Origin of the sequence: uncultured Treponema sp. (genome assembly GCF_946187725.1) — a bacterium.
Taxonomy (GTDB): Bacteria; Spirochaetota; Spirochaetia; order Treponematales; family Treponemataceae; genus Treponema_D.
Genome location: NZ_CAMHSK010000006.1, coordinates 52185 through 64568, shown reverse-complemented (window position 1 = coordinate 64568; position 12384 = coordinate 52185). Strand labels below are relative to the sequence as shown.

At 40.7% G+C, this 12384-nt stretch carries 12 protein-coding genes; 8 read left to right on the top strand and 4 right to left on the bottom strand.

Annotated features, from left to right (window positions below; translation table 11 throughout):
- Positions 1–75 precede the first annotated feature (75 nt).
- The 5 genes from Q0Q74_RS04080 to Q0Q74_RS04060 are packed head-to-tail and all read left to right on the top strand — an operon-like array spanning position 76 to position 3439.
- Positions 76–1143 (top strand): leucine-rich repeat domain-containing protein, encoded by a 1068-nt coding sequence (locus Q0Q74_RS04080; protein WP_294428787.1) that lies wholly within the window; start codon positions 76–78, stop codon positions 1141–1143.
- 20 nt (positions 1144–1163) lie between these two features.
- Complete coding sequence (locus Q0Q74_RS04075) at positions 1164–1676, top strand: hypothetical protein (protein ID WP_294428785.1); 513 nt, start codon at positions 1164–1166, stop codon at positions 1674–1676.
- Positions 1677–1691: 15 nt separating this feature from the next.
- On the top strand, positions 1692–2234 hold the full coding sequence (locus tag Q0Q74_RS04070; RefSeq protein WP_294428783.1) for a zinc-ribbon domain-containing protein: 543 nt from the start codon (positions 1692–1694) through the stop codon (positions 2232–2234).
- Positions 2235–2260: 26 nt separating this feature from the next.
- Positions 2261–2851, top strand: coding sequence for a zinc ribbon domain-containing protein (locus tag Q0Q74_RS04065; protein WP_294428782.1), 591 nt, complete (start codon positions 2261–2263; stop codon positions 2849–2851).
- A gap of 15 nt (positions 2852–2866) precedes the next feature.
- Positions 2867–3439 (top strand): hypothetical protein, encoded by a 573-nt coding sequence (locus tag Q0Q74_RS04060; RefSeq protein WP_294428780.1) that lies wholly within the window; start codon positions 2867–2869, stop codon positions 3437–3439.
- Between the two features lie 98 nt (positions 3440–3537).
- Here the strand turns inward: Q0Q74_RS04060 and Q0Q74_RS04055 are convergent, their stop codons facing one another.
- Complete coding sequence (locus tag Q0Q74_RS04055) at positions 3538–4875, bottom strand: AAA family ATPase (RefSeq protein ID WP_294428778.1); 1338 nt, start codon at positions 4873–4875, stop codon at positions 3538–3540.
- Between the two features lie 263 nt (positions 4876–5138).
- Here Q0Q74_RS04055 and Q0Q74_RS04050 point away from each other — a divergent pair, with 263 nt between their 5' ends.
- The gene (locus tag Q0Q74_RS04050; RefSeq protein WP_294428777.1) at positions 5139–6428 is read left to right on the top strand and encodes a hypothetical protein; all 1290 of its coding nucleotides are present in this window, start codon (positions 5139–5141) and stop codon (positions 6426–6428) included.
- On the opposite strand, the gene Q0Q74_RS04045 is transcribed toward Q0Q74_RS04050, so the two are convergent.
- The 3 genes from Q0Q74_RS04045 to lepB are packed head-to-tail and all read right to left on the bottom strand — an operon-like array spanning position 6425 to position 10810.
- On the bottom strand, positions 6425–8422 hold the full coding sequence (locus Q0Q74_RS04045) for a 6-hydroxymethylpterin diphosphokinase MptE-like protein (protein WP_294428775.1): 1998 nt from the start codon (positions 8420–8422) through the stop codon (positions 6425–6427). The two genes, Q0Q74_RS04050 and Q0Q74_RS04045, sit on opposite strands and share 4 nt — an antisense overlap.
- The gene (locus Q0Q74_RS04040) at positions 8403–10277 is read right to left on the bottom strand and encodes a penicillin-binding protein (RefSeq protein WP_294428773.1); all 1875 of its coding nucleotides are present in this window, start codon (positions 10275–10277) and stop codon (positions 8403–8405) included. Before Q0Q74_RS04040 ends, Q0Q74_RS04045 begins: the two co-directional genes overlap by 20 nt.
- The gene (lepB, locus tag Q0Q74_RS04035; RefSeq protein WP_294428771.1) at positions 10268–10810 is read right to left on the bottom strand and encodes a signal peptidase I; all 543 of its coding nucleotides are present in this window, start codon (positions 10808–10810) and stop codon (positions 10268–10270) included. Before lepB ends, Q0Q74_RS04040 begins: the two co-directional genes overlap by 10 nt.
- A gap of 95 nt (positions 10811–10905) precedes the next feature.
- Between lepB and Q0Q74_RS04030 the strand changes: the two genes are divergently transcribed.
- Together Q0Q74_RS04030 and Q0Q74_RS04025 are read left to right on the top strand one after the other, a co-directional pair.
- Positions 10906–12117, top strand: coding sequence for a peptidoglycan DD-metalloendopeptidase family protein (locus Q0Q74_RS04030; protein WP_294428769.1), 1212 nt, complete (start codon positions 10906–10908; stop codon positions 12115–12117).
- A 23-nt stretch (positions 12118–12140) separates the two neighbouring features.
- The gene (locus Q0Q74_RS04025; RefSeq protein WP_294428767.1) at positions 12141–12374 is read left to right on the top strand and encodes a hypothetical protein; all 234 of its coding nucleotides are present in this window, start codon (positions 12141–12143) and stop codon (positions 12372–12374) included.
- The last annotated feature ends 10 nt before the right edge of the window (positions 12375–12384 follow it).

The window sequence follows — 12384 nt, the reverse complement described above, 5'->3', positions numbered from 1 at the left end:
TAGTGGTTATATACTTTTATATAATATTAAAGTGGTTATGGGTAAAATTACCCACTGAAAATGGAGAATTTAAATATGAAAAAAAGAAACTTGCTCACCTTTTTGACACTTACAACTGTCATTGCTTGTTTCATGTCATGTTCAGATAAGAAGAAACCTGAAGTAGGGGCTTCGAATGCTGTTTCTGAAAAGGTATTGAAAAAGATATTTGCGAACAAACCGAACCCCGAAACGGATTTTGATTTTAAAGTAAACAATGATTTTACGGAGGTTACAATTACGGGATATAAAGGGCAAAGTTCTGCAGTTTATATTCCATCGGAAATTCAAGGAGTTCCTGTTACAGAAGTTGCGACATCATTCAACCGAACCATAAAACAAATTACAAGTTTATACATCCCTGATAGCGTTACAAAAATCGGGAAAGAGGCTTTTTCTGATGAAAAAGATTATCTTAGTGACAGAGATGTTTCATTGTGTTATATGGAAAGCGTGCGGCTTCCAGAAAATTTGAAAGTTATTGGCTCAAGAACATTTTCTTGCCTTACATCTCTTAAAACAATTATTTTCCCGAAGAATCTTGAAAGAATTGAGAGTTATGCTTTTTATTCTTGTATGTCTCTTGAAAGTCTTACATTACCAGAGACTGTTTATTACATCGGGAAATGTGCATTCCAAGATGCTGGAATTGAACTCTTGAATTTACCGCCTAGTCTGCGAGTAATAGAGCAAAAAGCATTTGAAAAAATCAATGCTAAAAATATTGTATTGCCAGAAGGCCTTCTTTTTTTAGGAGAAAGTGCTTTTGCAAAAACACAAGTTCAGTCTGTAACATTCCCAGCTAGCTTAAAATATGTTAGGCGGAATGTTTTTGGAGAAGACAATTTCTTACATGAAGTAATATTTCCAGAACAGTTTGAACCTGTTTATATTTCCACTGAATATAATAGTAATACTAGAAGAGGTATGGATATCACGTTATTAGATGTCTGTAATGGCAACGAGATTCTTCAATCAATCGCTTTACAGAAACTTTTAAAATCAAAGGAGATTATGGGGGTTTATACAGGCTATCCTATGCATGATCCTGAGTATAAAGAGTTTGTAAAAAAATATGATGCTAGCAGATATTTAATTTACTAGTATACGAGGAAAACTGTCGAATGGCGTTTGATATAAAACTTTCAAGTAACGAGATTTATAATATATTTCATGGAATGACTATAACGGATGCAAAAAAATTTCTAGAAGAAAATGGTGCAGTTTATGTTAAGGCTTTCCAAATAATAAAAGATAAATTAGATTTTTCCACCAAGCAATATTATGTTTTACTATTTGAAACTAATGAGAAATTATGTCCATTTAATATTTCAAGCATAGAATTGTATATATGTATAGAAAACTCTATGACAGAAGGAAAAATTTGTTTTTGCAGAATATATTTTGACAAAAATGGAATAGGTGTTGATGCCTTTAGAAAGCATATGAATCCTGTGCTCCAGCAAACTGGCTCTCATTTAATTTGTAAGATTAGTTTTACGAATACCAAAGAATATAAATGTGCCAATATATATGACGAAACAAATTATCCGATAGATTTTTGTAATTTAAATGAAAATTGCAAAAAAGAAGAAAATAAGGATGAAGTTTTGGTAAAAATTGGAGTTATAGGGTAAATAGGAGTTTATGATATGTTTTGTTCAAAATGTGGTACAGAATTAGCCGATGATGCAAAATTCTGTACGACTTGTGGTACGACAGTGAGTCAACCTTCAGAAAGTGTTTTGAAACCGGAAAGTGCAACGGCTCCAAAAGATGAATCATCGAAAAATGAAAAAAAAGAACAGCCAAAAACAATTCTTGACCATATAAAAAGTTTTGTTGCACTAATTTTTGTTATATTAGCGGCCATAGCTTTGGTTAGAAATTGTTCTTCTTGTGCCGAGCGCAGCGGATTATCAAGTGCTTCTTCTGTTGAGAAAGTCCGAAAAAATGCCGTGGATGTGGCTTTGGATAAAATGGACTCTGCAATAACGCGGATAGAAAAATTGGATACGAAAAAAAACTCCGCCACAACATTTGAAGATGCGTATGGGGAGCTTATGGCTGAGTATTCAAAAGCTATGAAAGATATGCAGGAGGCCGCCGAGATACTTGAGGGGTGTGACGATTCAAATGTTACGCCTGAGCAGTGGAAGAGAATACTAAAATTACGAATGAGAATGCAAAATTAAAAGCATAAGAAATAGGAGTTTATAATATGTTTTGTTCAAAATGTGGTACAGAATTAGCCGATGATGCAAAGTTCTGTAGTAAATGTGGAGCTTCAACTGTTCAAAAAGCAGAATCAGATGAAAGCCAATCAAAGCGGGATTTACATCAAACTGATGAGACCACTTCAGAAAAAGTTGAAGCTGAATGTGTCGATATAAATGAAGCCAAACGAATGGACAGACTTATGGACAGAATTGTCGCATGCCTTCATCCCGTTGCCTTAGTCTGTGTTATTTTCTCGTTGATTTGCTGTCTTTATATAAGGGTTGATAGACATGCGATTTCTCTTGTAAAGGATAGTAGTTTTGCAGATTATGCACCAAACAAGAGTATTAACGATCTGGTTGACAATTTTATTGCCTCCCCAAAGTGGAAATGCAGGCATGAAGGCGATAATTGTTTTGTTGATATTAAAGGAAAAATTCTGTATGGCGGGAAAAAAACAAAAGTCACCCTTACATTTCAGGTTTATAAGAAAGAAGAGAATTTTAGTGTCGTGGGGTTGAATATAGGTGGTCAAGAAATGAATGATGCTTTTAGCATAAACTCATTTCTCTATTCTATGTCAAATCAATAAATTTTGGAGAATATTATGAGCGATGAAAAAATAGAAATAAAAAGAAATATGCTTGATGTAAAAGGAAGTGCATGGATTGATGAAAAAGGTTCGTATGACAATGCCTTCAACCTTTTGTCTTGTATTTCGTTGGCATTTTGCTGCTGGCGTTCAGTTGTGTATGGCGAAGATTATACAGGATTCCTGGCTTTTACAGTTTTGGTTTATGCCGTATTCATTTTATTTCTGATTCCATTTTTCTTAAATCGAAAAATCGAATTCGATGAAGACACAAATGAACTGCTCGTTGAAAGAGCTGGGAATTTCAGACCAACCGAACTAATTGATTTATCAAAGGTGACTTTTGCAAAATGTCTGAAAGCTCGACCTGCTGGTTCAGTTTTTACGGTACGCTACTATATTGTTTTAAAAACTGACAAGGATAAAAATTATTTCAAACAGACTTTTTCAAAAAAGTCAAATATTGAGGAAATAGTCTTGTTTATAAATAAAGGTCTTGAAAAGGCAAATAACAATTTGTCACTGAGTGTTCCAGAAACAATTACTTCAGCAAAAGATTTTAAATCTGAGATAGGAATCGAAGCTTAGAGTTGATTTTTGGAAGAAAAAAGATTGAAAGAGGAAAAGAAACCTTTTATAAAAAGGGGTGTTTCCTCTTTTTTTGTCTTCAACTCTCAATTCCCTGCTTACACTTCCTTCAGAATAAAGGGCAACATCCAAACCGGCTTGAAGAGCAAATTATCCTCCTGAGCGACATCTTTTTGCGACAGTAAAAACGCGTGTGAAATAAACTTCGCATATTTCTGGCAGAATGCGTCTATTGATTCGTGTGTTTTTCTTGAAGAAGATTTTACCTCGAAAGGAACTATTTTTTTGCCTGACTGAATCAGAAAATCAACTTCATAAGAATGTGTGCTCCCTTCCTTGTTCCAGGTGTGATAATAAAGCTCCCGGCCTGTTGCCCTCATTATCTGTGCGACCATGTTTTCGTACAGATAGCCCAGGTCAGCGGGAAGTTTGTCTCCAAGCAGTTTGCTGTAAATATTCTCTCCTGTTTTCGGCTCCGAATCAAACAGCATTGTCGTGAACAAGCCGACATCAGAGAGGTACAATTTGAATGAATCTTCATCTTTTGTGAGGGAAAGCGTAATGCTGGGATTCAATGTGTTGTAACATGGAATGACGGTTTTTGAATCGAGCAAATCCGAGAGCCGTTCCAGATCTTTGGCGACTTTTCGTTTTTGTGTTGCCTGCGAAATGACATATCTTTTTTTGTGTGTCGCTAGCTGACTTGGAATCGACTTGTACATTTTTCCTATCAGGCCTGATGAATCTATCTTTTTGAAATCATCGATATAGAGATTTATGATTTCTCTTTTTACTGAATCAATCTGAGAAAAGTTTTTGCCGTCAACATAGGCTTTTACGGCCTGTGGCATTCCACCAACCGCCATGTATGTGCGAAAATCTTTCATGAGCTTGCGGTTCGTGCCATTGCCGACTTCTTCATTAAGGGTGTATAAGTCTCTTAGACTGTTATATGTGTCATTCCCTGTCGCCCACATAAATTCTTCATAATCCATCGGGTAGACTGGGATTTTATGTTCTTCCGACGGAATGACTATATCTTTTACATTTTTCTTTATACTGATTAGCGAGCCGGTTTCTATGTAATCATATCTTCCGTCTGAAACCAGATATTTTATTGCTTGGCGAACTTTCGGGTAGAGCTGTATTTCGTCAAAAATGATGACAGATTCTCTTTTGTATAAAGTGACTCCGCTGACTGTTTGTAAGCGTAAAAAAAATCGGTCGAGGCTTGCGATATCCTTGAAAACATCTTCGAGTTCCCTTGTGATATTTGCAAAATCAATTTTTATATAGGAACGATAATTTGATTTTGCGAATTCTTCTGCAATGGTAGATTTTCCAACGCGCCTTGCACCTTCAAGAATAGCCGCATAGTTTGGAGCAAGGTTTTCTTTCCAGTTTTTAAGAGCATCCTCTGCTTTTCTCTTGAACATGCGAACCTCCATTTAGTGCAGTTATTTCAGAATTTTATACACAAAATAGTGCACTTTTTTCAAAATTATTTTAGTTAAATAGTGCAGTTTTTTCAATATTTTATCACTGGAAAAGTGCAGTTTTTTCAATATTTTAAACCACGAAAAGTGCAGTTATTTCAGCATTTTAAAGCGCAAAAAGTGCAGTTATTTCACTATTTTCACGCTCTATGATACCCAGCCCTTTTATGCTATAATTCCCCCATAAAAAAGGACATCAAAAATTGAAAAACATATTCCGTATCATAAAAAAACTGCTCACTGCTCACTGCTCACTGCTCACTTTTTTCCATTTCTCATTGCTAATACTTCTTTCATCTTGTGGCTCTTCTTCCCCGGTCGTGATTTGGACCGACAGGCCGGAAATTGTTTCTTATGTCGAGTTTTTCAATGTCGCACAGAACAAGGCAAAGGCGGTTGTTGTTTACAAAGATAAACTTGCTGTTTCTTTGCCTCCTGCAAAAGACGAGCAGCAGCCCGACATTGTAATCGGTTCTTTCCTGCGCAATTCCCGAATCAAAAAGAATTTCTCTTCGCTCGACCGTGTTTTCAGCAGACGGCGTATCAATCCTCTTTCGATTTATGCTCCTTTGCTTGAATACGGTAAAATCAGTGGCCGTCAGTATTTGATTCCTGTGAGCTTCAATATTCCGATGATGATTTTCGCTTCAAAAAATCAGGATTTGCTGGGCGAAAACATGTTCATTGATGTCGATACAATCAAAAATGCGGGCAGTCTTTTTAATCAGAAGTCAAAAGATGAATTCTTCGTAAAAATGGGCTATGCTCCTTCCTGGGATGCAAATTTTATGTTCCATATTGCCAAGATGAACGGGGCTGAATTCGGTGAAAAGGGCACTTCTTTTTCATGGAACACTTCTTCGCTGAATGAAACAATTGCCTACTTAAAAGACTGGTCTCTTGCAAAAAACGGCGGAACTGAAGCTGAACAGGATTTTTCTTTCAAATATCTTTACGCGCCATCACACAAACTCGTAAATGCTGACCGATGTTTGTTCGCGTATATCAAAAGCGACGATTTCTTCAATATTTCCAGCGATCAAACCGAAAACATTTTGTTCCGCTGGCTTTCAAAAGACGAGAAAATCTTCGTAAATGATGACATGACTTCACTTGCCCTCTACAGAAAAAGCAAAAATGTAAGGGCGGCCTGCGAATTCGTCAACTGGTTCCTTTCGGAATCAACTCAAAAAAATCTGCTTGAACGCTCAATGCGCATGAATCTCGACACAGAAACTTTCGGAATTTGCAGTGGATTTTCTTCTATTAAAAGTGTGAATGAACGCATTTTCCCGGCCTATTATAAAAATCTTCTCGGGAACCTGCCGGCCGAAAATTCTCTGGTCGCACCGCTTCCGCTCCCTTCACGCTGGGAAAGTCTCAAAGAGCGCGTGATTATTCCTTATCTTTCTGATGCGTCAAATACGGCCTCGACTTCTGCGGCAAAATCGATTGATGAGCGAATCGCGGTGTGGCGAAATCAGTTCAACTAGGGCAAAAATTTTTTGTACTGCGCGATGCTTTTCATCAGCTCGCTGTAGATTAGTTTTGACTTCTGCAGCGAGGATTTTACTTCATCTGCAAGCGGCGGCAATTTTTCGATTAAAGCGGCCAGTTTTTTTTCATTTGGGAAGACGAGCGATGCGATTTCCTTGTACTCTGAGTTTAGTATTTTTGCGTCAATTTTTGCCAGTTCAGGAATGAATTTCTGCGGATTTATGGATTTGATGCCCTCATCGGCTGTTCTGGCACCTTTTCTCGCGACAGAATAAAGCTCTTCCAGACCGTTTTTGAGATTTTCGAGCGCAGTGTAAAAGGGGGAATGCGATGTTTTGTCTTCCGATAAAATAGAATCGGAGACAAAACTCGTTAGCGAAGCGTCACTTCCCCCTGCGTCGCACTTCGTTGCGCCGACACCCCCTTCTACGGGGGCACTTTCCTGTTCATTTTGATTTGCCTGCGAGTCCGTGTGAGAGTTTTTGCTTAAATCTGCCCCCGTAACGCCCCCGCATGTGGTCTCAAAGAAAGTTTCTTTTTGTGCGGATTTATCGCTTCGGGAAAGAAGTTCCTGTGCTGAAGCGACCAGAAATCCCGGAATCTTGAGCGATTTCGGTGAAAGAGTGTATGACTTTATCGATTCTTTGAATTCTTCCTGTTTGCTTTCGAACCACCACGCAAACATTTTCATTTTGCCGTCGGTCAGAATTTCGCTTTCGTCGTAGGCTTTGTCTGATTTTATTCCTGCTGAAAAAAGAATCCTGCTTCCTGAATATTCCGCTGGGGAAAGACGGCCTGAATGTGCGTGAAGGTTTTCTTCAAAAGTTGAGCCTTTTATATGCGTCTGAAAAGCGGGATAGCCCAAATCCAAACCAGCACAGAAAATCTCGTTTGCGCCAATGAAACGGGCAAAATCCCATGCCGTTGTGGAGACGGAGCCGCCGGCAATTAAAGCGCCCTTGCTCCCGATTTGCTTTTCGATGTACTGACCAAGCGGAAAAAGGGACGCGCACATGATGATTTCTTTGCATTGAAATCTGAAAACTGCCGGATAAGCGGCACTTTCTGTAATAAGAATGCTTGACGGTGATGAAAGCCCTGCGATGTGCCGCCAGGCGTAATACTGCGGGTCTGCCAGCACGATAAAATCGGGTTCAACCCCGGCACGCAGGCAGGCTCTCAAAGCCGTGTCAACTGCAATCAGAATTGCGCGCTTTTTGATTTTTGCCAAATGAGGCAGAAGTTCCTGTAATGTCGGCCCTGCCGCAAGAATCACGCATGGAAGGTCTTTTGGGCACGAATTTTTTAAAGCGGTTATGCCTCGTTTTTCGGCAAGAAAATGAAGGTTTCGGCAAGTGTTTTTGAGCCAGAGTTTTGAAAATTTTTCGAGCGTCGATGAATTGATTTCGACCTTGCGCTTATTACGCTCAATCAGTGAATGCAGGGCTTTGAAATAATCCGCTGAGTGCGCGGACTGTGAAGCGTTTTCGGAGATTGCGGTGTGATTGAGGCCACCCGTTTGTTCAATAAGGCTCACGACGGCATCAATCCCGGTGCCCAGTGCAATTATGAAATTTGCGTGCGAGAAGAGCGGCGACCAGTCAACGAGCGAAAGTGCGGTAAAAAAGTAGCGCGGGTCGCTTTCGATTAGGATGATTGTGTCGTTCGGAAAAAGTTTTGCGTATTCAATAGCGGTATAGCCTAGCCCGAATGAAAAAAAGGCCGTGGCATAGCAGTCTGAAATGGAAGATTTTGCCGCTTTTGCTGCCTGTTCTGCTTCGCGCAGCGGATTGTATGCCGAGTGAAGGAATTTCCCGCCGTCTTTTGCCGTGGGGATGCCTTGTTTTGATTGAAGAATTTCGATTGGAGCCACGAGATGCGGCGGAATGTCTTCTGGAATGTCACCTGCGTTTTGCAGAGAGAACATTTTGGCCAGTTCGGGAAATCGTTGCATGAAAAGAACGAGATTTTTATTCCAGATAGAGTTCAATTTCCATGTTCTCCGTGAGAGGTGTGCCAGCCGGCGGTTCCTGAAATTTGACCCAGCCGTCGCCGTTGATTTTAATTTTGATGTTTTTGTAGTCGAGAAGTGGAAGAAGCTGCCGTTTTGAAACACCACGGAAATCTGGAACGGAATCTCCGAGCACGATTGGCACTGTGCCCGCGATTGATACAGAGCCCGGATGTGCAAGACTTGAAGCGTTTCCTCGGCTCATGCCAAGCTGATCGACAATTACATCGGCTGCCTTTGCAATTACCGGGGCAACGATTCTGCCAGCGTAAGTTTCGCCCTTTGCTTTTTCAATTACGATGTAAAGAATGATTTCCGGGTCATTGATAGGGAAAATTGCCATACAGTTTGAAACGAAATCAGTCTTTGAGTAAGCACCTGTGGTTGGATCGGCCATCTGTGCGGTTCCCGTTTTGACACCGATGGAAACATCTTTGAGGTCTGCACGATGACCTGTACCGCTTGTGGCAACGGTCTCCATGCAGTCGAGGATGTAATCCGTGGTAGATTTTTGGAAAACCCTGTCGCGCAGGACTGGAGCGTGAGTGAATTCTTCGTGGCCTTCGTTGTCAGTGATTTTGCTGACAAAAGTGAGCTGAACTGGCACACCGCCATTTGCGATTGCCGTTGCCGCCTGAACCATTTGAATGGCACTGACCGTGATTTCCTGACCGATTGCGATTGTCGGTTTTGAGCGGGCTGACCACAGTCTGTCATTTGGACTTCGCAAAACACCCGGAGTTTCACCAGCGATTTCTGTTCCCGGTTTTTCTCCGAATCCGAGCTGATGAAGTTTTGCAAGGAATGGCTCAGAATCAATTTTTTCGCTCATTTGCGCAAGGGCGTCGTTACATGAGTATTTGAGTGCATCGCGTGCGGTTTCCCAGCCATGATGGTCAAGACAGGTGATTTTGATAGTTTCACGGCCAGTTTTTTTGGCATAAACACCGTCGCACAAAAAGATGTCTTGAGGTGTGATTGAGCCAGTGTCCAAAAATGAAGCGACTGAAAAAATCTTGAAAACTGAACCAGGTTCGTAGCTGTCACTTGCCGGCTTGTTCTTTAACTCTGTTTTTGAGGCACTTGAAAAGTCATTGAGATTTGCGGAAGGAAGGCTTATATAGGAAAGAACTTCACCAGTTTTTGCTTCTGCCGCAATCAGCATGAGAGATTCGGCCTGAGTGTCGTCCATTGCCTCGTGGGCAATTTTTTCAAGATTGGACTGAAGGTTTGCATCAATCGTGAGGTAAATGTTTTTGCCCTGGACTGCTTCACCGTTTTCGCCTGGTGGCGGAAGCAGGATGTCCTTCATGGAATATTCGATGCCGGCAAGCCCCTGTCCGTCTTTACCGACAAAGCCGATAAGCTGAGATGCAAGTTCATTTTCTGGATAGACACGCCCCTGCAGCCTGTCGAATTTTACAACAGCACCAAAGCCGTTTTTCTGACAGATTTTTCTTAATTTTTCGTAAGTGTTTGAATCAATCTGTTTTTTTATGTAAACAAAAGAAGAATTGTCTGATTTAGAGATAAGTTCGAAAATGTCTTTTTCACTTTCGTTGATGACTGGCGCGACAAGTTCGGCAAAAAAATCTTTGTTTTTGATTGACTGCGGAGACGCACCGAAATCATAGAATGCTGCCGGAACTGCGAGTGCCTTACCGTTCCTGTCAAGAATCGAACCGCGCTGAATTTCCTGCTTTTCAACGAGAGGAGCTGGCGGCTCTGTAAAAGCAAAAAAAGCGTATTCAATGACGGTGTAGACTGAAAAAAGAACAGCACAGACAATCAGAAAAATTAGAGGAGCTTTTTTGATATATCCGTTTACTTGCATAAAACCTTTCCCAAAATATTCCGCTCGGAGACAAAACCATAAGACCTTGAATCCACAGATACTGCGTGATTGTCACCAACTGCGAGAATGTAGCCTTCTGGCACGGATGAAGAATCTTTGAGATTGAGATACTGAATCTGACTCAAAGGAATCGAAAAATCCCCTGCCTGTAAAATATAATTATAATCGCTATCTCTTAAAATTTCTAGTTTATCTCCGCCCAGCGCAACGCATCTTTTTACGACTATCTTATTGTTATATAAGTAAATAACGACATCACCCGATTTTGGCTTTTTCCATTGAAGCAAAAGTTTGTCTCCGTAAGGCTCGCAAAGTCCGTAAGCGCATTTTGAAACAAAAAGCCGCTCACCGTCCTTGATGGCCGGAAACATGGATTCGCCGGAAACCGTAAGAATTTCAAAGACGAAGAGTTTGAGAAGAAGTCCGAAAAGAAGCCCGATGCAGACAATGAGACACAAAATTTTGTTCTGGCGGGAGAATTTGACCCGTTCTGGCAATAAATCTTTTTCCATAGTGATTTTCGACTGTGTTCCCAAAGGACACTTCGAATCTTCCTTAATTTACTAATTTACTAATTTACTACTTTTTTTCTTCCGATAAAAGATGTATGGAGATAATAAGTTTTGTCGGTTCTTCGGCTGCTGTAAAAAAGACATCGGTTGGAACAAACATAAATTTTCCTCGCTTGCCAAAGGTCTCAAAGAAAAAGGAATATCGTCCGCTCGTGACGAAAAGTTCACCGTCTTTTTCTTCATCATCTGTGGCCGTAAAAATTGAAAAAAGTCATTCCAGGACAGAACGACAGTTCGCTTATGTCGGAATTGCTAAAATCTTCTCCATGCTTGCCTGTCTTGCAGTTCTGATTCTTGTTCCGTATACGATTTTCAATCTTCTTTCATATCTGGATAATCACACTACCTCACTTTCTTACGATTCACTTTCTGCCTATGAATTTGAAACGCTCAATTCAGCAATGTCGCGCTTTGCAATGGACGGCACGCTGACTGATAATATAGATGAAAATGGCAATGTTCTTTCTGAAGACGGCTCAGTTTTGAGTGCAGCGAGTGTCGGCCTTGGAGAGACAGTAACTTTCCAGACTTACACGGTTAAAGCAGGGGATTCAATCAGCACGATTTCACGCAAATTCGGACTTTCAAACATTTCAACTTTGATTGCCGTGAATGACATTTCGAATGTGCGCACTCTTCGTTCAGGGCAGAAACTCAGGATTCCTTCAACTGACGGACTAGTTTATAAGGTTGTCGCAGGGGATTCGCTCAATTCTCTTTCTGTAAAATACCATGTCAGCGTTGAGGAAATTCTTGACGCAAATGATTTGGATTCGGACACGCTCACAAAGGGAATGGAACTCTTTATTCCGGGCGCAAAACTTGATTCAGCTTCACTCAAAAAGGCAATGGGCGAGCTTTTTGTCTATCCGATTACAGCTGCATGGCGGCTCACATCACGATTCGGACCGAGAAAGGACCCGTTTACAGGAGTTGCTTCAAATCACACTGGAATCGACATGGCGTGCCCGACAGGAACCCCGATTCGCGCGGCGATGAGCGGAAAAGTCGTTTATGTCGGCTGGTCAAACATCTTCGGAAATTATGTAATCATCAGTCATGGAAACGGATATCAGTCATTGTACGGTCACATGTCAAAAACTCTTGTAAAAAAAGGGCAGGGCGTGGATCAGAACACAAGGATTGGCCTTGTTGGCTCGACCGGATATTCGACAGGGCCGCACCTTCACTTTACGGTCTACAAAAACGGAAATCTTGTTGACCCGCTTTCTTTGCTGAAAAAATAAAAGAAGTGTGCTATAATATGCTTATGGATTTTGTTTGTATTTGTAATCATTGCGGAAAGACTATCGAGCGAAAATTCATTTATTGTCCCTGGTGCGGCAAGGAAAATGCTGAGCCGGGTGATGAATCCGTCCTTGAAAATGTTTTTAAGCAGCTTGAAGCACGGCAGTCTAACGACAGAATCAGCCGCGTCAAAAAAATCGAAAGCAAAATCGCCGAAATCGAAAAAGGTTTAAGGGAGTTAGGAATTAACAATTAGCTTTTAGCAA